17 protein-coding genes are annotated in these 21,287 nt (G+C 57.3%); 10 read left to right on the top strand and 7 right to left on the bottom strand.

From position 1 onward, the window contains the following. Positions 1 to 126: 126 nt before the first annotated feature. The 3 genes from glmM (at position 127) to ABVT35_RS18190 (ending at position 3,706) form a co-directional block, all read left to right on the top strand. Positions 127 to 1,479 carry a phosphoglucosamine mutase gene (glmM, locus tag ABVT35_RS18180; protein ID WP_368468233.1) on the top strand — a complete coding sequence of 451 codons (1,353 nt, stop codon included), beginning with the start codon at positions 127 to 129 and terminating at the stop codon, positions 1,477 to 1,479. 302 nt (positions 1,480 to 1,781) lie between these two features. Continuing rightward, entirely contained in the window at positions 1,782 to 2,645 is an 864-nt protein-coding gene (locus tag ABVT35_RS18185) for an outer membrane protein (protein WP_368468235.1), read from the top strand. 218 nt (positions 2,646 to 2,863) lie between these two features. Next, positions 2,864 to 3,706, top strand: coding sequence for an outer membrane protein (locus tag ABVT35_RS18190; protein ID WP_368468237.1), 843 nt, complete (start codon positions 2,864 to 2,866; stop codon positions 3,704 to 3,706). Positions 3,707 to 3,784: 78 nt separating this feature from the next. On the opposite strand, the gene ABVT35_RS18195 is transcribed toward ABVT35_RS18190, so the two are convergent. After that, a complete protein-coding gene (locus ABVT35_RS18195) occupies positions 3,785 to 4,468 on the bottom strand; it encodes an SOS response-associated peptidase (RefSeq protein WP_368468239.1) in 684 nt (227 codons plus the stop codon). A gap of 195 nt (positions 4,469 to 4,663) precedes the next feature. Further along, positions 4,664 to 5,260: an SH3 domain-containing protein gene (locus ABVT35_RS18200; RefSeq protein WP_368468241.1), complete on the bottom strand. Its 597-nt coding sequence runs from the start codon at positions 5,258 to 5,260 to the stop codon at positions 4,664 to 4,666. A gap of 197 nt (positions 5,261 to 5,457) precedes the next feature. Here ABVT35_RS18200 and ABVT35_RS18205 point away from each other — a divergent pair, with 197 nt between their 5' ends. The 3 genes from ABVT35_RS18205 (at position 5,458) to serA (ending at position 10,778) form a co-directional block, all read left to right on the top strand. After that, on the top strand, positions 5,458 to 7,776 hold the full coding sequence (locus ABVT35_RS18205) for a molybdopterin-dependent oxidoreductase (protein WP_368468243.1): 2,319 nt from the start codon (positions 5,458 to 5,460) through the stop codon (positions 7,774 to 7,776). Between the two features lie 158 nt (positions 7,777 to 7,934). After that, positions 7,935 to 9,110: a phosphoserine transaminase gene (locus ABVT35_RS18210; protein WP_368468245.1), complete on the top strand. Its 1,176-nt coding sequence runs from the start codon at positions 7,935 to 7,937 to the stop codon at positions 9,108 to 9,110. Positions 9,111 to 9,182: 72 nt separating this feature from the next. Continuing rightward, entirely contained in the window at positions 9,183 to 10,778 is a 1,596-nt protein-coding gene (serA, locus tag ABVT35_RS18215; RefSeq protein ID WP_368468247.1) for a phosphoglycerate dehydrogenase, read from the top strand. 88 nt (positions 10,779 to 10,866) lie between these two features. On the opposite strand, the gene ABVT35_RS18220 is transcribed toward serA, so the two are convergent. Further along, entirely contained in the window at positions 10,867 to 11,757 is an 891-nt protein-coding gene (locus ABVT35_RS18220; RefSeq protein WP_368468249.1) for a DMT family transporter, read from the bottom strand. A gap of 234 nt (positions 11,758 to 11,991) precedes the next feature. On the opposite strand from ABVT35_RS18220, the gene ABVT35_RS18225 reads away from it, so the two are divergent. Both ABVT35_RS18225 and ABVT35_RS18230 read left to right on the top strand, forming a co-directional pair. Then, on the top strand, positions 11,992 to 13,290 hold the full coding sequence (locus ABVT35_RS18225; protein WP_368468251.1) for an adenylosuccinate synthase: 1,299 nt from the start codon (positions 11,992 to 11,994) through the stop codon (positions 13,288 to 13,290). 130 nt (positions 13,291 to 13,420) lie between these two features. Continuing rightward, entirely contained in the window at positions 13,421 to 14,851 is a 1,431-nt protein-coding gene (locus ABVT35_RS18230) for a hypothetical protein (RefSeq protein WP_368468253.1), read from the top strand. Between the two features lie 43 nt (positions 14,852 to 14,894). Here ABVT35_RS18230 and rpoH read toward each other — a convergent pair whose 3' ends face one another. Further along, positions 14,895 to 15,797 (bottom strand): RNA polymerase sigma factor RpoH, encoded by a 903-nt coding sequence (rpoH, locus tag ABVT35_RS18235; RefSeq protein WP_368468255.1) that lies wholly within the window; start codon positions 15,795 to 15,797, stop codon positions 14,895 to 14,897. Between the two features lie 217 nt (positions 15,798 to 16,014). Next, a complete protein-coding gene (locus ABVT35_RS18240; protein WP_368468256.1) occupies positions 16,015 to 17,043 on the bottom strand; it encodes an RluA family pseudouridine synthase in 1,029 nt (342 codons plus the stop codon). 32 nt (positions 17,044 to 17,075) lie between these two features. Here ABVT35_RS18240 and ABVT35_RS18245 point away from each other — a divergent pair, with 32 nt between their 5' ends. Beyond that, the gene (locus ABVT35_RS18245; RefSeq protein ID WP_368468257.1) at positions 17,076 to 17,456 is read left to right on the top strand and encodes a hypothetical protein; all 381 of its coding nucleotides are present in this window, start codon (positions 17,076 to 17,078) and stop codon (positions 17,454 to 17,456) included. Continuing rightward, positions 17,453 to 18,280: a TrmH family RNA methyltransferase gene (locus ABVT35_RS18250; RefSeq protein WP_368468259.1), complete on the top strand. Its 828-nt coding sequence runs from the start codon at positions 17,453 to 17,455 to the stop codon at positions 18,278 to 18,280. The genes ABVT35_RS18245 and ABVT35_RS18250 overlap by 4 nt, the downstream gene beginning before the upstream one ends. On the opposite strand, the gene ABVT35_RS18255 is transcribed toward ABVT35_RS18250, so the two are convergent. Then, on the bottom strand, positions 18,277 to 20,355 hold the full coding sequence (locus ABVT35_RS18255; RefSeq protein ID WP_368468261.1) for a hypothetical protein: 2,079 nt from the start codon (positions 20,353 to 20,355) through the stop codon (positions 18,277 to 18,279). The genes ABVT35_RS18250 and ABVT35_RS18255 overlap by 4 nt on opposite strands. A gap of 188 nt (positions 20,356 to 20,543) precedes the next feature. Then, entirely contained in the window at positions 20,544 to 21,092 is a 549-nt protein-coding gene (locus ABVT35_RS18260; RefSeq protein WP_368468846.1) for a DUF1134 domain-containing protein, read from the bottom strand. Positions 21,093 to 21,287 lie beyond the last annotated feature (195 nt).

The following is a 21,287-nucleotide window of genomic DNA, read 5'->3' on the forward strand; positions in this document are numbered from 1 at the left end:
GAGAAAATGGCCGCTGAATAGCGGCCATTTTCAATTGCAACCATTCGTAACGATATCTGATCTACAATCGCCGCAATAAATGCTAATTTCCGGCGAACGGTATCGGGGGCCGAATCGAGGGACAACATGTCACGCCAGTATTTTGGAACAGATGGAATCCGCGGAAAATCCAACACGTTTCCGATGACACCCGACGTAGCCATGCGCGTCGGACTTGCCGCAGGCAAGGTGTTTCGGCGCGGAGAGCACCGGCATCGGGTCGTTATCGGCAAGGATACGCGCCTTTCGGGTTACATGCTTGAAAACGCGCTGGTTGCCGGATTTACCGCTTCCGGAATGGACGTGTTTCTGCTCGGCCCGATTCCGACGCCGGCCGTTGCCATGCTGACGCGATCGCTGCGCTCCGATATCGGCGTCATGATATCGGCGTCACATAATCCGTTCGAGGACAACGGGATCAAGCTTTTTGGGCCGGACGGCTTCAAGCTTTCGGACGAGCTGGAGCTGCAGATCGAACGGCTGATCGATGCGGATATCTCCGAACAGCTTGCCGTATCCAATCACATAGGCCGCGCCAAACGCATTGACGGTGTCCATGACCGTTATATCGAATTTGCCAAGAGGACGATGCCGCGCAATGTTTCGCTGAGCGGGCTGCGCGTTGCCATCGATTGCGCCAATGGGGCCGCCTACAAGGTTGCTCCGGCCGCGCTCTGGGAACTCGGTGCGGAGGTAATCACCTTTGGCAACGAGCCGAACGGCCATAACATCAATCTGGATTGCGGTTCGACCCATCCGGTGGCGTTGGCCAAGAAGGTTCACGAAGTGCGTGCCGATATCGGTATCGCGCTCGACGGCGATGCGGACCGTGTGCTCATTGTCGATGAAAAGGGCGCTGTGGTCGATGGCGACCAGCTGATGGCTGTCATTGCCGAATCGTGGTCCGGAGACGGGCGCCTGACGGGCGGCGGTATTGTTGCGACCGTGATGTCCAATCTCGGTCTGGAACGTTTCATGGAAGAACGCGACCTGACCCTGGCGCGAACCAAGGTCGGCGACCGCTATGTTGTGGAACACATGCGTGCCAAAGGATTCAACGTCGGGGGGGAACAGTCCGGTCACATCGTCCTCACCGATTTCGCCACGACCGGGGACGGGCTGGTAGCGGCACTGCAGATCCTTGCCTGCGTCAAGCGCATGGACCGACCGGTCAGCGACGTTTGCCGCCGGTTCGAACCTGTTCCGCAGCTTTTGAAAAATGTGCGCATATCCGGTGGCAAACCGCTGGAAGACAAACACGTCAAAGATGCGATCAAGCAGGCGACCAGCGAACTCGGCTCAAATGGCAGGCTGGTTATTCGCCCTTCCGGTACGGAGCCGCTGATCCGTGTCATGGCTGAAGGTGACGACAGCGCACAGGTCGAACGCGTGGTCGACGATCTTGTTGAGGTTATTGCCGGTGTGCGCAGCGCCGCCTGACCCACAATACAGTCTTTCTGTCTTGCGAATTTGTGCAACAATAAGCCGTTCGGCTGTGCTGATCGGGCGTCCCTGTCCGTGTGCCCGGCTGCTGGCACAAACAAGCAAGCCAATACATTTTGCTTCAAGTGTCGATTTTGTTAGTTATTGATATTATTATATAAAATTTGTTTCTTCGGTAAATGGACATAGATAATAGGCTCTTAACCTTTTTGCTCCACACTTCCTGACGTGCATTAGATTTGTCGCCAAGGCGCGGGCAACGGGGTCCCGCTCAAAATTGGTGAGCGTGGAGTAGTAAAATGAGAATTTATGTTTTGGCAGCCACAACGGCTCTTGTAGCAGCACCCGCCTGGGCGGCTGATACAATCCAAACACCTGCACCGGTCGATCCGGTCCCGGCCTATGATGCAGGTCTGCGCGGTTCGAGCTATGTTTCGAGCGGTGGATGGGATGGCTTCTATGTCAAAGGCGAGGTGGGATACCTGTGGCCCGAGCTCAGAGGCTCCAACTACGCGGTGACTGGCGGAACCAGCGGGTTTGCGACCACCGATCTTGATGATACCTGGTCTGCGGGCATCGGCGCGGGCTATCAGATCAATCGCTATCTGAGAACCGAGTTGATGTATAGCTACATCTTTGATTCAGATTTTACCGGTGCGACCTACGGTTCGTGCGGTGTTGCAGCGTCGTGCGTCTCGACCGACCTGACCAGCTGGAACGCCTATTCGCTGATCGCCAGCGTTTACGTTGACCTGGATTTCTGGAGTTCCGGCTCCGCATACGCCTCCTTCGTTCCCTTTGTCGGTGGCGGCATTGGCGGTACCTATGTGAACTGGGATACGCTCAGCAACACAGCCTGTGATGTCACGAACCCTGCCTCCTGTGATCCGACAACCTATCACGGCGGTGAGAGCTCTTGGCGTTTCACCTGGGAGCTGACTGCGGGTCTTTCTTACAAGTTCCGTTGCGATTTCGTCGGCGAAGCCGCTTACACTTATCAGCGCATCTCGGAAGGCGCGATGTTCGGTTACGCCGCATCAACCGGCCCCGGCTATGACGAAGGCTTCAATATCCAGTCGGTTAATCTTGGACTGCGGTATTATCCGGGCCGCGATTGCGAGCCGCCTTACGTGCCGCCAGTCGTCCCGCCGGTCTACAAGTAAGACCCAGGAAAATTCTGAATTTGAAAACCGCCCGGTTCGCCGGGCGGTTTTTCTCTTTGGCGGTGGCAACATCGGCAAGTTTTTGGATAACCGCAGGTAAACAAACGTGGTGAACAAACATGCTTAACCGCAACTTAACCAGTTTGCCCGATAGTTCATCCATCGACTTTGCTTTGAGTGACATTCTTCACTCCGAGCCAGGCAGAGGAACTGGTTGAATGATTAAGAATGTTGTGTCCCATTCACTGATCGCAGCGCTGCTGCTTGGCGGCTCAAATGCCGCATTGGCCGCGGATCTGGACAATATTATCTATGCGCCGCAGCTACCCAGAATGCAGCCCGTGGAAGTTGGAAATGGCTGGTATTTGCGCGGAGATGTCGGATACGACTTTTCAACCGACGGATCAGCGACGTCTTTTCAGAATTTTGATGTGGCCTTAACGACCTACACCACACAGGCCTACGCCACATCGTCATTTGATACTGATGTCAGTGTGGGCGCGGGTTTTGGCTATCAGTTTAACGACTGGCTGCGCGGTGAAGCGATGGTCAGCTATCAGAACGGGTCGTTCAACGCCACCAGTTCATCGACGACGCTGCCCTGTACGGGACTGGCGACCGGCACCGGGTGTAACACCAGCGGATCCGCAGATTTCAACGCCTATGGCTTTATGGCCAACGGCTATATCGATCTTGGCACCTATATCGGCTTCCAACCCTATGTCGGCGCCGGCGCCGGTTATACGCTGATGGACTACGACAATTACAATTCGACAGAAACCTGTGTCGGCGGTGGTTGTGCATCGACCACACCATTTACCGTCGCGCATTCCGGGGAACGGAGCTGGCGCTTCACCTATGCCTTTATGGCCGGATTTGCCTACGAATTCATGCGCAATCTGAAAGCCGATCTCGGCTACAAATACACCAATGTCGATGGCGGGGACACATATGGCTTCGACGCCACATCCGCCGCTGCCGGTGCCTCTGGCATCCAGGGAACGGATAACGGATTTTCAACCCATCAGGTCAAGGCGTCGCTTCGCTACGCTCTTTGGTAGGACAGCATTCAGAAACAAAAACGAGGCGGGCCTGGCCCGCCTTTTTTGTTGCGGGGTTTGCTGTGTCAGTCCGGACGATTACGCGGCGCTGACTTCTTCTATGGTCTCCGGACCCTTTGTGCGGACGTTGCCGACCGCCCTTGATACCGGGTGATAGACAAAATCCGCGCCGCGATTTTTCTGAAGAAGGCCGAGCGCATCCGACTTTTGCGTATCCGGATTCATCCAGGCAGCCAGTGCATCGCCTTTCAGGACCACCGGCATGCGGGAATGAAGCTGGCTGACCGATGCGTGGGCGGCAAGTGTAACGATCGCGAATGTCACCGTACCCAGGTTTTTGTTGCGCGACATGATGCCGGCAAAGGCAAACGGCTCGAAGACGGGTGCATCGCCTGGCAAGTGAATGAAATAAGGCCGTTTGACATTGCCCTTTGTGTGCCATTCGAAATAGCCGTTTGCCGGAATCAGACAGCGGTCATGCTCGAATGCAGTCCTGAAGAACGGCTTTTCCGTAATTGTTTCCCCACGCGCATTGATCATCGGCCGGGTTTTGCCGTCTTTCGCCCAGCGCGGCACCAGCCCCCAGGTAACCCGCTCGATCGTGATCCCATTATCGCCTGCGGTCACGATCTCAAGATCTGAAGTCGGTGCTACATTGTAATTCGGTTGGGGGCCGTTGCGTTTTTCCACCTCCGGAGGAAGTATATTCATGTAACGGCGGTACTCTTCCCAAGTGCCGGTTGTAATGAAGCGCCCACACATATTTAGCCCCCAAGTTCAATGCATAGGCGAAGCAGTATTCAATTCCCGGCAATGCAGTTCAACCAACCAAAACGAGTGTTTAGGCTTATGGGGAGCGGAGTGGCCGGACATCCGGTTGCGACTTGGCGAATAGAAAATGGCGGCCGTGAAGCCGCCATTGTGAATTTATCTGTTTCTTGGATAGATGGATGCCACCTAGTGCCGGTGCCATCCTCCGTGAAAGCCGCCGCCGTGGGGAACCGGCTGTCCGGAGTGGGGATGACCACCGTGGTGCGGGCCGTAGAGCGGGCCGTACGGACCATAGGGGTGGTATGGGTGGTAGGGATGATAAGGGTGGTACGGGTGATATGGTCCGTAAGGATGATACGGATGATAGGGACCATAGGGCCCGTATGGGTGGTAGTAGCGGTTCCAGTAGGGATACCAGGGATAATGCTGGTAGTGGTTGTGCCAATAGATCTGGTTGAAGACCACGACGCCGATACCGATGGCAACGGCCACCTGGGGTGTCAGAACGGTGCGCTTGCCGTTGTTGACGGTCAAAATATAGGATGAAGAAATCCAGCCGCGTGCAGCGTTCCACGAAATGTCACACCAGTCATAGCCGGCCTGGCAGCCATAAACCTCGATTGTCGCGTCTTGCGGGAGCGTTGCCACCACCGGATAATTCGTGCCGGGGCCAGCGCGCATGTGGACTGTTGTTGTCGTATAACCGGTTGTCTGGGCAATTGCTGCTGTGGCGATCAGGGGCATTATCAGGGTCACCACGACCCCTAAAAAAAACTTCCTCATCGGTCTTTCCAGTTCACCTTGTTTTGCTTGCGAATATTAGATAGCCGGAGGAGTATCCGGTCAAGTCACCGATTTATGAAATCATATACCAATGGTTGATTTGCACGAGGAGCAACTCGACAGGTTTCGTGAACTGTCGTTATGTGAACTCTCAATTTTCTGCTCTTTGAAGTGCCAGACAGCAATGTGAGGTTGCAGTGCCGAATCATAAAGACCTTCCGCTGACAGCGACCCATTGGGGGGCGTATCGCGTCAAAACTGAAAATGGCAAAGTGACGGCATTGTACGGCTTCGAGCAAGATGAGGACCCGTCACCGATCGGGCAGGGCATGATTGATGCGATCGATGCGCCGAGCCGTGTCAGACGCCCGATGGTTCGCAAGAGCTGGCTTGATGCGGGACCGGGGAGCAAAAATTCTGCGCGCGGGGCGGATCCGTTTGTTGCCGTTTCCTGGCAACGGGCGGAAAAGCTTGTTGCAAATGAGTTGGACCGGGTTCGCAACAGCTTTGGCAATCAGGCCATATACGGGGGCTCTTATGGCTGGTCCAGCGCGGGCCGCTTTCATCATGCACAAAGCCAGCTTCACCGTTTCCTCAATTGCATCGGCGGCTATACGAGCAGCGTAAATACCTACAGTTTCGCGGCAGCCGAAGTTGTCGTGCCGTATGTTCTTGGCGATTTCTGGAGCCACATTTGGCGTGCGACCAGCTGGCATTCCATAATCGGCAACACGGAACTATTCGTTGCGTTCGGAGGTGTGCCGCTCAGGAACGGGCAGGTGAATGCCGGTGGTGTCGGGAACCACCGGCAGCGCCTGAGTATCGCCGCCGCGCTGGAGACCGGCACAAAATTCGTCAACATCTCCCCGCTGCGCTCGGACATGGATGCAGCCATTGATGCCCAATGGCTGGCACTGCGGCCCAACACAGACACGGCGGTCCTGCTTGCCATTGCCCACACACTGCTGGCGGAAGGATTGCATGACCGGGATTTTGTCGACCGCTATACGTCCGGGCTAGATAAATTCAGCGCCTATTTGAAGGGGGAAACCGACGCAACGCCGAAAAGCGCCGAATGGGCAGCGGCTATCTGCGGCCTTTCCGCTAACGAAATCCGCAGCCTTGCACGGCAGATGGCAGCTGCCCGAACCATGATTTCGGTTAGCTGGTCGCTGACGCGCCAGGATCATGGCGAACAAACCTACTGGGCGGCCATTGCCGTTGCCGCCCTGCTTGGACAGATTGGTTTGCCGGGTGGCGGAATCGGGCTTGGATACAGCGCAATGAATAGCGTAGGCGATCAAGGAGAGATCGTGCCGGGAGCCGATTTTCCACAAGGGGAAAATCCGGTAGCAGATTATATTCCGGTGGCGCGCATAAGCGATATGCTGCTTAATCCCGGCAAATCCTTCGACTACAACGGCGAGGTGCTGACTTACCCCGATATACGGCTGATTTACTGGGCCGGCGGCAACCCGTTCCATCATCATCAGAACCTGAACCGGTTCGCACGGGCATGGCAAAAGCCCGACACTATTATCGTCAACGACTGGTGCTGGAACAGCCTGGCAAGACACGCAGATATAGTTCTGCCCTGCACAACGCCGCTTGAGCGCAGCGATATCGTACTTTCGCCGCACGACCCGTATCTTATGGCAACACAGAAGGTTATTGAGCCGATCGGGCAATGCCGTGACGACTTCGATATCTTTTGTGGAATCGCCAAACATATGGATCTGCCGACCGACTTTGACGGTGGACGCAGCAAGGCCGACTGGCTCCGTCATATCTATGACACCACGCTCGAAAGAGCAGTTGGTGCAGGTATAGAGTTGCCCCCTTATCAACAGCTCCGTGAAACCGGCTGGACCAAGGTCAAAGCACCGGCAGAGCCAAGGGTCATGCTGAAGGCCTTTCGCGAAAACCCGGATCTGAATCCGCTGCCAACGCCAAGCGGCAGGATCGAATTCTATTCGGAGAAAGTGGCGGGCTTTGGGTACGAGGACTGTCCGGGATTTCCCTTTTGGGTGGAGCCTGAAGAATGGCTCGGTCTCCATATGCCAAAATACCGGTTGCACCTAATCAGCAAGCAGCCGTCAACGAAACTCCACGCTCAATATGATCAGGGTGCACTCAGCCGTTCAGCCAAGATTCGGGGGCGGGAGCCAATCCTGCTGCATCCGGACGACGCGCAAAGCCGGGGTATCCGTCCCGGCGACATTGTCAGGGTGTTCAACGATCGTGGCGCCTGTCTGGCGGGCGCCGTAATAGACGAGGGAATCCGTCCGGGTGTTGTGCAAATGAGTACCGGGGCCTGGTATGATCCGTTGCATCCGGGTGTGCCGGGCAGTCTGTGCAAGCACGGCAATGTGAATGTTCTCACCATCGACAGGGGAACCTCGCGCCTTGCCCAGGGACCGATGGCGAATACTTGCCTGGTCGAGGTGGAACCGTCAACCGGTGAAATCCCTGCCGTAACTGCCTTCGAACCTCCCGAAATTATCGACCGAATGTGAATACCGGATGACCTTTGCGCCAACCGACTAGGCTACGCGCGCGACCGCCTGCGACATTTTCGGTCGCAAATTATCTTGACATTGGCAGACCGGCGGCGTAGCTCCGTCCGTGGGACACCCCTCCCCAACGAGGGGCAACTATCTGGAAGGATAGCCACATGCTAGAGACTGCCAAGCCGGACCTGCGTCCGGTCAATCCCCGTTTTTCATCTGGTCCTTGCACCAAGCGCCCCGGCTGGACGCCGGACGCTCTGCGCGACGCGGCTCTCGGCCGTTCACACCGCGCAAAGGTCGGCAAGGGAAAACTCAAACAGGCCATCGATCTGACGCGAAAGGTACTGCGCGTGCCGCAGGACTATCGCATCGGCATCGTCCCGGCATCCGATACCGGTGCGGTCGAGATGGCGCTGTGGTCGATGCTGGGCGCCCGCGGCGTTCACATGCTGACCTGGGAATCCTTCGGTTCGGGCTGGGTGACCGATGTGGTCAAGCAGCTCAAACTCGATGATGTGAAGGTGCTGGAGGCCGATTACGGGCTGCTGCCGGATTTGGGCCGGGTTGAATTTGACCGCGATGTTGTCTTCACCTGGAACGGCACGACGTCAGGGGTGCGTGTACCGAACGGCGATTTCATCCCGGCGGATCGTGAAGGCCTGACGATTTGCGATGCGACCTCCGCCGCCTTTGCGCAAGACCTGCCTTTCGACAAGCTCGATGTGGTGACGTTTTCCTGGCAGAAAGTGCTCGGCGGCGAAGGTGGGCACGGTGTGCTGATCCTCAGCCCGCGCGCAGTCGAGCGGCTTGAAAGCTATACGCCGGCTTGGCCGCTGCCGAAAATATTCCGCATGACCAAGGGCGGCAAGCTGATCGAGGGCATCTTCGAGGGCGCCACGATCAACACCCCGTCGATGCTGTGTGTCGAGGACTATATTGACGCGTTGTCATGGGCCGAAGAGGCCGGCGGGCTGGAAACCCTGCTTCGCAGGGCCGATGACAATGCCGGTGTTATTGCCGATTTTGTCGAAAAAACCGCCTGGGCAGACTTCCTTGCGGAAGAGCCTGACACACGGTCGAATACATCCGTCTGCCTCAAGATTGTCGATCCGCAGGTAGCGGCGCTGACACAAGACCGGCAGGCAGCCTTTGCCAAGGGACTTGCCGCACACCTCGAAAAAGAGGGCGTTGCGCTAGATATCGGCGCTTACCGCGATGCACCCGCGGGGCTGCGGATCTGGACCGGCGCCACGGTCGAAAAACCCGACCTCGAGGCGCTGATGCCCTGGCTCGACTGGGCCTTTAACGAGCAGTTTTCGACATTCGAGTCAGCTGCCTGACTTAGTTCTCGGGCCGCCGGATTGAGCGGCCCGCTTCAAGACAGAGATTTGCGACCCAAAGGGAGGCCTTTCATGGCACCGCGCGTACTTGTATCAGACAAACTTTCCGAAACCGCTGTTCAGATATTCCGCGACCGCGGCATTGACGTAGACTTCATGCCTGATGTCGGCAAAGACAAAGAGAAGATGCAGGAGATCATCGGGCAATATGATGGCCTTGCTATTCGCTCGGCAACCAAGGTCACAGCCAAACTGATCGAGGCCGCAGACCGGCTCAAGGTCGTTGGCCGTGCCGGTATCGGCGTTGATAATGTCGAGATTCCGGCCGCTTCACGGCGCGGCATCATTGTCATGAATACGCCCTTCGGCAATTCCATAACCACCGCAGAGCATGCCATTGCCATGCTGATGGCAGTCGCCCGCCAGATCCCTGCGGCTGATTGTTCGACGCAGTCCGGCAAATGGGAGAAGTCCCGCTTCATGGGCGTCGAGATAACCGGAAAGACATTGGGTGTCATAGGTTGTGGCAACATCGGATCGGTTGCCGCCGCACGGGGGATTGGGCTCAACATGAGGGTCGTCGCGTTCGATCCGTTCCTGTCCGCTGAGCGCGCGGAAGAAATCGGCGTCGAAAAGGTCGATTTGGACGAGCTCTTCACCCGTGCTGATTTCATCACGTTGCATGTGCCGCTGACCGACAAAACCCGCAACATTATCAATGCCGACGCGATTTCAAAAATGAAGAATGGCGTGCGCATCATCAACTGCGCACGCGGCGGGCTGGTCGTCGAGGCAGATCTTGCCGAAGCACTCAAATCCGGCAAAGTCGCCGGTGCGGGGTTCGATGTCTTTGAGGAGGAACCTGCCAAGGAAAGTCCATTGTTTGGTCTGCCAAACGTCGTGTGCACACCGCATCTGGGCGCTTCAACAAGTGAAGCCCAGGAAAATGTCGCCATTCAGGTTGCCGAACAGATGTCGGACTATCTGATCAAGGGTGCGGTTACCAACGCTATCAACATGCCGTCCATCAGCGCCGAAGAAGCGCCGCGCCTCAAGCCCTTCGTCAAGCTCGCCGAAGTGCTCGGCGCTTTTGTCGGGCAGGTGACCGAGAGCGCCATCAAGGAGGTGGAGATCCTCTATGACGGCTCGACTGCGCAAATGAACACCAGCGCGCTGACGAGTGCCGCATTGGCCGGTCTCATCCGCCCGCAGGTCCAGGACGTCAATATGGTTTCGGCGCCGGTGATGGTGAAGGAGCGCGGTATCATTTTATCGGAAGCACGCCGCGACAAATCCGGTGTTTTCGATGGCTATATCAAGCTGACCGTCAAGACCGACAAACAGACCCGCTCCATCGCTGGAACCTGCTTTTCCGACGGCAAGCCGCGCTTCATCCAGATCAAGGGAATCAACCTGGATGCGGAGGTGGGTGCCAACATGGTCTACACCACCAATGCGGATGCGCCTGGCATCATCGGTCTGCTGGGCACGGTTTTCGGAACGGCGGGTGTCAATATCGCCAACTTCTCGCTTGGCCGCAACAAGCCGGGCGGCGATGCGATTGCACTGCTTTATGTGGACGAGCCGGTGGACGAAAAGGTTCTCGATATGGTTCGCAGCCACGCGGAAATCGAATCGGCCAAACCGCTGGTCTTCGACGTCGCGTAGGCTGTTTTTCCGGCCTCCCAAGGCCAGACCGGGCTTTGGAGCGGGGTATGTCAGGTCGTATCCCGCTCCAGGGTCCGTTTTCTGTGTTCTAGATCTGTGCCCGCTGCGGCTTGCGTTCGGCCAGCGTGATGCCGCCGAGCACCAGCGCCAGAGCGATCAGGTGGAACATATGCAGTTCCTCGCCGAGCAGCGTAACCGCGAAGAAAGTACCGAATATCGGCACGAGGTTGATGAACAGACCGCCGCGATTGGGGCCGATCAGCTCAACGCCGCGTATGTAGCAGGCCTGGGACACGATTGACGGGAAGACGGCGGCATAGGCAAGCACGAGCCAGCCCTGCGTGTCGGGAAGGATGAGGCTGCCGGAGGCAAATTCCACAAAGGTGAATGGCAGCCCGCCGATGATTGCGCCGGTCGCAAGAACCGTCATCGAGCTGAGCCAGTGCAGTTTTGGCATCCAGCGAAGCGCAACCGTATAGGCGCCGTAGAAGGCGATCGATAACATCAAAAGCGCATCGCCATAGCCGATATCCAGCCGCAGAATGCCTAAAAGATTGCCGTTGGATGCGACCAGTGAAACGCCGACCAGCGATATGAAGAAGCCGACAATCTGCCCGGCACTCACGCGCTGTCCGAACAGCAGGAAGTTGGCGATGAAGACCAGAAGCGGCATGGACGCCTGCTCGATCGCGCCATTGATGGCGCTGGTATGATTCAGGGCCAGATAGTAGAAATTGTTGAACAGCGCGAAGCCAACGATGCCCATCCCAAGCAGGAAAAGAAGCTGCATGCGGATCGTCTGCCACTCGCGGCGCAGATGCGGCAGGGCGAAGGGAAGCAAAATGCCAAGTGCAATGATCCAGCGGCCGCTGGTCAGCAGCGCAGGACTGATGTGCCCGGCAGCAAGCTTGCCGGCAATGGCGTTTCCGCCCCAGCCAAGCGTCGTAATTGTAAGCAGCAGATAGGCTTTGGCCGCCATCGGTTATTCCAATTGGAAAAGGTGAAATCGGAAAAGAGGCCGCAAGATGGGCGCAGGAGGCGTGTGATGTCAATGCACAATAGGGATTGCTTCGCCTGCATCGGTACCGCGCTAAAGCTCTGTATGGGTGTCAAAAATCCGGCCAGGTGATTTCACTTGGATATAACATGCGCTATAGATGCGCCGGTTTGAAACGGAGGCGGCGCACAGCCGCCGCACAGGCAAGGGGAAATCATGACGAATGTCGTGGTGGTCGGCTCACAGTGGGGCGACGAAGGTAAGGGCAAAATCGTTGACTGGCTGTCGGAGCGCGCCGATGTGGTGGTGCGTTTTCAGGGCGGGCACAATGCCGGCCATACGCTGGTAATCGATGGCGTCAGCTACAAGCTGTCCCTGCTGCCTTCGGGGGTTGTTCGTCAAGGCAAACTCGCCGTTATCGGCAATGGCGTTGTCATCGATCCCCATGCGCTGGTTGCCGAGATCGACAGGCTGGGCGAGCAGGGCGTGGTTATATCGCCGGACAATTTACGCATTGCTGACAATGCGACGCTGATTTTGTCCCTGCACCGGGAACTTGACGGCATCAGGGAAGATGCGGCCTCGAATTCCGGCACGAAGATCGGCACCACTCGCCGCGGTATCGGCCCCGCCTATGAGGACAAGGTCGGGAGGCGTGCGGTGAGAGTTATGGACCTTGCCAATATGGAAACGCTTCCGGCCAAGGTCGACCGGCTGCTAACGCATCATAATGCGTTGCGGCGCGGACTTGCCCAGGAAGAAGTCTCCCATGACACGATCATGAACGAGCTCAAAGAGGTTGCCGGCCGAATTTTGCCGTTCCGCGAGACTGTGTGGCGGTTGCTCGACACAAAACGCCGAAAGGGCAAGCGCATCCTTTTCGAAGGCGCACAGGGCACATTGCTTGATATCGACCACGGCACTTACCCGTTCGTCACATCGTCAAACACCGTCGCCGGGCAGGCCTCTGCCGGATCCGGTATGGGGCCAGGCGCGGTCGGCTATGTGCTTGGCATTACCAAAGCATACACGACGCGCGTCGGAGAGGGGCCATTTCCGACGGAGCAGGACAATGAAGTAGGGCAATTTCTGGGCGAGCGGGGCCATGAGTTCGGCACCGTGACGGGGCGAAAGCGCCGCTGCGGCTGGTTCGACGCGGTCCTTGTGCGCCAGGCGGTAGCGACGAACGGCATAACCGGCATTGCCCTGACCAAGCTGGACGTGCTTGATGGTCTGGATGAACTGAAAATCTGTGTCGGATACAAGCTTGATGGCAAGGAAGTGGATTTTTTCCCGGCAAGCCAGGGTCAGCAGGCGCGCGTGGAACCGATTTACGAGACCCTCGAGGGCTGGAAAGGCTCGACGGTGGGTGCCCGCAGCTGGAATGATCTTCCTGCACAGGCGGTCAAATATGTGCGTCACATCGAGGAACTGATCGGCGCGCCGGTGGCGCTTTTGTCGACAAGTCCCGAGCGCGATGACACAATCCTTGTGACCGATCCGTTTGAAGACTAGGCTTAGGCCCGATAAAGAAGAATGAACGGGTTCGGGCTCACCGGACCGATATGTACAGAGCGGTTATATGGTGGATTTTGTAGCAGTTATTGAAAAAGCTGTTAACGGGTTGAGTGAAAATACGCCTGAGATGCGTGAAAAAGTCTACGACAAGGCTCGTGGAGCAATTCGCCGTCAACTGGAAAATATCGAACCTCCCGTATCCGAGGCAGTGCGGCACAAGCAACTGGCCAAGCTCGAGGAAGCCATACAGGAGATTGAGGACCGCAACACCGAAGCCCTGCCCGACATCGACGAGGATGCCTTTGCCGATATCCTTTCGGAGGGGCAAATCGACGAGGACGACATCGGTGAAGAAGAGGAAGTCGATGTTGCTCCGGCCGCTAAACGGCGAGCGCCGGCACCCGGGCCGGTCCGCGGACCGGAAATGGACGAACACGGGGACGATGAATCCTATGACGAAATCGGCGTCGATGATGCCGTAAAACCCGATGCACCGCGAATGCGCGAGGCCGAGGTCTCCGACTATCTGATGCCGCGCAAAAGCAGACCCGCCGGTCCGCTGATCGGTGCCGCCGCCGCTCTTGTGGTGATTCTGGTTCTGGGAATTGGCATTTGGACATTCGGCGGCAGCATAACGGCACTTGTGTTTGGCCCCTCCGATACAACCGAAACTGCGGGCGCCGTTTCTACCGGCCAACCATCGACCGAAAGCGGCGGACAGGAGGCTGCGACCTCCAGCCGGACGGCCGGAAGCAACTCCGAATCCGGATCTGGCGGGAATGTTTCCGAAGGGCCGCAGAAATTCACTCAGCGGCTGCTTCAGGACGGATCGGAAGTTGATGAAGGACCCGGTGGCAGTGCGGCGCCTGCCGGCGATACCGAGGGTAAATCCGTTGCCGCACTCGACCTGTCGCAACCCCAAACCGCGACATCCAGTCAAGCGCCGTCCGGCAATGAAGGCGCCGCAGCCACAGCCGGTCAGGCGAGCGCGCCGGTCGTCGGCCAGAAAATGTTCCTCTATGAGGAACGCCTTGGACAGCAGGCCCCAACGGCGGAGCAGGGTACGGTCGTGTGGAGTATCGTGCGCGAATCGCCAGGTGACAATCTGCCGCCGGAGCCGGCAATCGAGGCGCAAATCAACGTGCCGCAAAAGGGTATCAGCGCGATCATGACGATCAAGCGCAACGCCGACCAGTCGCTGCCGGCCAGCCACCTCATCGAGATTGTGTTTGCTCTGACGGAGGGATTCGAAGGCAATGGCATCGGAGCCATTCAGAATTTCGCCATGAAGCAGACCGAACAGGATACCGGAGATTCGCTGATCGCGGTGCCGGCAAAGATAACCGACAGCTTCTTCATGATCGCGCTCAACGACTATGTGGAAGCCGTTCAGCTTAATCTAAAGCTGCTGCGGGAACGAAACTGGATCGATCTGCCGATTGCTTACGGAAACGGCAGACGCGCGCTTCTGACCATGGAAAAGGGTTCGTCAGGTGCGGAGGTGTTCGATCAGGTGATCAGGGCCTGGGAGGCCCGTACGGCCAGCAGCACACAGTAATCTAGCGGCCGCCGGCCGTTATTCCGGGATCATGGCAAGGATATTACTGGGAAACCGTCTGCAGGGCACTGGCGCGTTCGAGCGCCGCCTTGCGAACGGCATTCTGGACCTTTTCGAATGCGCGCACTTCGATCTGGCGCACTCGCTCGCGGCTGATGTCAAACTCGCCGGACAGTTCTTCAAGTGTCAGCGGGTTTTCCGATAGCCTGCGTGCTTCGAAAATCCGCTTTTCCCGGTCGTTGAGGACATCCATTGCAGAGGCTAGCATTGCGCGCCTGTTTTCAAGCTCATCCTGCTGAATCAGCAATGTTTCCTGATCGTCGCTGTCGTCGACGAGCCAATCCTGCCACTGGCCGGACTCGCCTTCGGCTGCCTTTATCGGGGCATTCAGCGACGCATCGCCCGAAAGGCGGCGGTTCATCGAGACAACCTCTTCCTCGCTGACATTCAGCTTGGTGGCGATTTCCGATACCTGGTCAGGCCTCAGATCGCCTTCTTCGAGCGCCTGGATCTTGCCTTTGAGCTTGCGCAGGTTGAAGAACAGGCGCTTCTGGTTGGCGGTTGTGCCCATTTTAACGAGTGACCATGAGCGCAGGATATATTCCTGGATGGAGGCCTTGATCCACCACATGGCGTAGGTTGCCAGGCGGAATCCTCTTTCCGGGTCGAATTTCTTCACGGCCTGCATGAGGCCGACATTGCCTTCTGAAATGACTTCGCCAATGGGCAGGCCGTAGCCGCGGTAACCCATCGCGATTTTTGCGACGAGGCGAAGGTGACTCGTGACCAGCTTGTGGGCTGCGCCCGTGTCTTCATGTTCGTGATAGCGTTTCGCCAGCATGTATTCCTGCTGAGGCTCCAGCATGGGAAAACGGCGAATTTCTTCGAGATATCGGTTAAGACCGCCTTCTCCGGCGGTTACAGTCGGTAAGGTGTTTCGGGCCATGACAGCACCCCCCTTTCAATTTGTTTGAGGCTCCCTCTTGGAGGCAAGCCCGCTATGCCCCTTGTCTTCCAGGCATATACTAGTCTCAAATAGTCACGAATAATGGCGATATCAAGCCAGTACCGCATAAATCGATTTATGCGCCTGTTTTCAGGCGGTTTTCCGGCAAAATCGGAAATTTCAGCGCCCGTGGAGGAGCGCCTGCGGACTATAGGCGTTAAAGCGTTGAAAAAGCGGTAATAATTTTGCTCATATCCTCCGGAATCGGCGCCTCGAAACGCAATGTGCGGCCATCCCGAGGATGTTCAATCTGCAGTAGATAGGCATGCAGTGCCTGCCGGTGAAGTTGTTTCACGGCGGTGCCGGCCGGTTCGGGCAGGATATTGACCTTGGTTTTGAACGCAGAGCTATATTCCGGGTCGCCGATCAGCGGATGGCCGATATGTTCCATGTGGACGCGGATCTGGTGGGTGCGCCCGGTTTCAAGCCGGCATTCGACCAGCGATGCCAGGGCACCGGACCCATCTGTTTCACCGTATCGCTCGCGCACCTGAAAATGGGTGACTGCGTGACGGGTATCGGCGGTATCGCCGGTTCGAACCGCTCTTTTGGTGCGGTCGGCGCCGGCGCGGCCAAGCGGGGCGTCGATTGTGCCCTTCAGCTGCGCCGGGCGCCCCCATACAAGTGCAAGATAGGCGCGTTGCAGTGGCCCCGTGCGGCCATGATCCGCAAACTGGTCGGACAGATGGCGATGGGCAAAGTCATTTTTTGCCACGACCATCACACCGCTGGTGTTCTTGTCGAGACGGTGCACGATGCCTGGGCGCTTGACGCCGCCGATACCGGATAATGTCGAGCCGCAATGATAGAGCAGCGCATTCACCAGGGTTCCGGACCAGTTTCCGGCACCCGGATGCACGACGAGCCCCGCGGGCTTTGCTATGACAATGAGATCGTCATCCTCAAATAGAAAGTCGAGCGGAATGTCCTCTGCCTGCGGCTCTGCTTCCTCCGCTTCGGGCACAGTGATCTCAACCCGGTCACCCGGCGCAATTTTGTGCTTTGCCTCGTGAACCGGACTGCCGTTCACATTTACCACACCATCCCTGATCAGCGACTGGATGCGGTTGCGCGAAATCTGACCGCTCAATGCGGCCGCAATCCACGCATCGAGGCGGCCTGAAGCATCGTCATCTGCAGTGAGCACTTTCTTCTCGCCCGCTGCTTGGGTAAAGGGTTCAGTCATGAAACTGCAATCCGCTCGAAATAGGGGTCATAATGTCTAAGGTGGAACTGGACCAGGAAGAGGAAAAACCGCTCGATCCTGAAATGGAGAAGGTGCGGCGCAAGATGGTTCGGCTTCTGGTCGTTTCCATCGGCATTATGATTTTGGGTGTTATGGCGGTCCTTGCGAGTGTTGTCTACAAGGTCGTCGAACCCGGTGAAGAGCAACCGGCAGCAATGGCTGATACATTTTCAGTGCCGTCCGGCGCGCCGCTGCAGATGGCGGCCACGCTGCCAGCCGGCTTCACGGTTGAGACTGTGGCTCTCGACGGCTCACGGGTGCTGTTTTACGGGCGCTTGGCTGATGGTTCCAGCAGAGCGATCGTTCTGGATTATTCAACCGGCAACATCATTGCGGAAATCGATTTGAAATGACGATTTCGCCTGACCGCCTGATCCAAATTTCGGATGCGGACGATGACCGCATTGCGGATTTCCGCAAAATCCGGGAGCGCGATCTCGTCGGGCGCGAGGGGCGGTTTATTGCCGAGGGGACCGTGGTGCTTCGCATGCTGGCGCGTTCAAGTACATTCGAGGCCGAAAAAATTCTGCTGCTGGAAAACCGCGTTGATGGCGTTGCCGATCTCCTGGAGGAATTCGGAACCGACGTACCGATCATGGTTTGCAGCCGCGGGGTGATCGATGCCGTTGCCGGATTTCCGATGCATCGCGGCGTGCTGGCCGTTGGCAGGGCCCACAAACCGCCTGGCCTGCATGAAGCCGTCGACGGTCTTGGGGAGGATGCGCTTGTGCTCGTATGCAATGCGATTTCCAATCACGACAATCTGGGCGGCCTGTTGCGCAATGCGGCGGCATTCTCGGTCGACCTCGTGTGCCTCGACGCACAGTGCTGTGATCCGCTCTACCGCAAATCCATCCGTGTATCGGTCGGTACGGCACTCACCGTTCCCTATGCCCGTGAAGGCAATATCGAGGAGATCGTTCGCGTGCTTGACGGGGCGGGTTTTGACATTCTGGCGCTGTCACCCGAAGGTCGCGTGCCGATACAGCAGGTTCAGCCCGCGCGGCGTACGGCGTTGCTGGTCGGAACGGAAGGTGAGGGGCTTCCCAAACCGCTGTTGGAAAAGCTCAATACGGTGCGTATTCCGCAGGCTGGTGACCTCGACAGCCTCAATGTCGCGACGGCAGCCGGTATAGCCCTGTTTTGCGCAGCAAGCGCACAGGGGCGAGTGGATTAGCTCTCAAGCTCCGACTTGGCGCGACTTGCGAGGCTAAGGCGTTCGGAAGCGGTTTGCCGCTTAGCGCCGGCATCTGAAATGATCTTGTGAATGGGAGACGATTTTCCCTCACGCTGGCCCGACAGGCCGACGACGGCGGCCGCTATGGCGGCGATCTCTTCCCGCATGCCGGGATCGGCGCTTGAATCGCTTGTGTTTTTCAGCTTGTCGACAAGTGCTGTGTGGCGCTGGCGAAGATCTTCCATTCGTCCCCTGACTGCGCCGTTCAGGTCTCTTTTGGCCGGGTCGGCCTGCTGAGGAACCTGCTGTTCGGCGCCGTTGCTGTGCCTTGCAGAATCGTTGCGGTGCAATTTGCTGATTTCGTTGCGCATCTTTTTCAGCTGCTCTTTGAACTGTACCGATGTCGCGTGGCTCTGTTGGAGTTCGGTTTTCAATGTGTCAATCTGGTCTTCAAGTTCGGTGCCGCGCTTTTCGGCGGAGCTTCGAACCTTGTCCTTTTCAGCCTTGGCCCTGTGCAGCGCGTTCTCATGCGCGGAGACTTCGCCGAGCGCATCTTCCAGTTGACGGCCTCTTGCTGCCAGTTCCTGTTCCTTAGCCTTGAGCGCGGATTTGAAGTTCGTGGACTGCTCGCGTTCCTGGTTCAGGTGCTGTTCAAGTGTGCTGGCCAGCGTTGTTGCGGTCTTGATTTCCTTGTGCAACTGCTTGCTTTCCGCCTTGAGCTCGCTGAGCTTTTCGCGGCTTGCGCGTTCAGCGGTTCGGCTCTTTTCCAGAGCCGCCTTGGTGTTTTCGACGCGGCCGGCAAGGGCTTCTCCATAGCGCTGGGCTTTTCTCAGCTCCTGCAGGCTTACGCGGTTTGCCTCGTTTGCTTCGCGAAGCTGCTGGCGGTGCTCCTCGATTTGCTCATTGGCCTGGGCGATCTGCTTGATCCGATCTTCAAGCAGCGACTGCCTTGCCGTCAGCTCGATGCGCGTGGCCTGGTGGTCCTTTTGTTCCTGCTGCATGTCCTGTTCGAGTGAGCGGGTGTTTTGGGCTGCGACCTCTATTTCGCGCTCAAGGCGTTTGCGCTCAAGGTTCAGTGACTCGATTTCGATACCGAGCTGACGCCGCTGCTCTTCCATTTCGTCGCGGGCCTGTACCAGCTGTGTTTCGCGATCTGCCAGTGAAGACTGGACTGCCGCAAGTTCGGTGCGGGTCGCGTCATGTTCCTGCTGTTCCTGTTGAAGGCTCTTTTCAAGATCCCGGGCCGTTGCGGCTGCCGCTTCGATGTCACCGAGCAGCTTGTCGCGTTCCTGAAGATGCGATTTGATTTCGGTGTCCAGTTGGGCCTTTTGCTGCTCGATCTGATCGAATGTCTGTTCAAGAAGCGCTTCACGATCGGCAAGTGTTGACTGCACGGTCGCAAGCTCGATGCGGGCCTGGTTGTGGCTTTCCTGCTCCTTGTGCAGGTTCTGTTCCATCGACTGCGCTGCTTCAGCCACCGTTTCTATGTCGTTCAGGAGCTGATCCCGCTGCATATTGACCGAATCGAGCTGCGCCCTCAGGCTTTCCGCTTCGGCGCTGTTGGCGGCCAGATCGATCCTCATGCTTTCGACCTCGGTGGAGATCGTCATCAGATCGTTGTGCAGGCGCGCCAGTTCGGTGTTGTCATGCGTCTTGATCCGCTCGTATTGACGCACGGTGTCGGACAGTTTTTCTATCAGCTGCTGCTTTTTTCGGCCTTCGGATCTCAGATCACCGGCCTGGTTTACCAGTTCCTCGATCTGCTGATCCGCGAGCTTCTTTTCACCGGAAAGCTCTGCAATGTCGGATTGCAGCTTGTCGGCCTTGATGTTGCTCTCGGCGGCCTGCTCGCGCTCACTCTTGAGCTGCGACGTCAGTTTGGCTGTTTCGCTTGCAAAGCCGGCGCGCATCAGATCCGCCTTGCCTTTGATTTCGGCATGACTCAGCGGCACCGTGGCCTCAATGCGCTTTTCGGTCAGTTTGACGATCCTGCCATATATCGCCGGCGTAACCAGCATGGCTAATATGGCCGCCGCCAGAAACCCCAAAGCGAATATGAGAAGAAACTCAATCACCCTATGCGTCCGCGAATTCCATTGCGCTCATTGTAGCAGGCAAGTCCCCAACCTGATAACAGGCAAATCCCAGTCCTGCATTAAGCATGGTAACAACAAAGGGTAAAGAGTATGTGGCCACTTGCTGCGGTCACACTTGGTTCATCGCCGGGACACAATTTTTGACAATTATCCTTGCAGAACAAGGATCAGAACGGGTTCCACGTGGGTCGGGGCGTCATTTTTAGATACCCGATATTGACACCGATCCGCGCGCCTATGCCGGTGCGGATGGGTACGACAACCACATTGCCGCCCTGGAGCACAGTCATTCCTGCGCCGGCAACGGCATAGGCCTGTCCGCTGACGCCCGCAAACCGGCCATAGATTTCCCGGGTGCTCTGAAGGTCGTAGACCAGCATCATGACGCGGCTTCCCTGACCACCATAGTCAAAGCCGAGTGACGGTCCCTGCCAGAAAACCGGATGCTCGCCGGCATTTTTCGTATAAAGCTGGCCTTCGCCATAGGTCAGGCCGCCGACGAACGCACCGGAAGCTTCCTCGCCCAGAACGTAGCCGTTGGGCAGGCCATAACGTTCGAAGGCCTGCTCCACAACCCTGGCGAGACCATCCGTTGCCTGACCGAAATACTGGTGCCCCTCGTCGATCATCTCCTGCATGGTGTAGTGTTCCGGACCGGCCGGCTGAGACTGCTGTGCAGACGCCTGGGAATGGCCGGCCGCGATCAGCAGGGCCATAGCCAGGACCGACTTGATCGCCGCCGTGAAAACGCTTTGCGAGCGGTTCATCTCGTAACTCCGTGTTGGCATGATCAGCATTATCGCGATGCTCATACAGAATCGCTATAATCAGGGCAGGACGTTAACAGTCGGTTTACCAAATGTGGTGTCTTTGTGGCGCATATTGGATTAATGATGTAGCAACGATCCGAA

The sequence above is a fragment of the Hoeflea sp. TYP-13 genome (assembly GCF_040932035.1).
Taxonomy (GTDB): domain Bacteria; phylum Pseudomonadota; class Alphaproteobacteria; order Rhizobiales; family Rhizobiaceae; genus Hoeflea_A.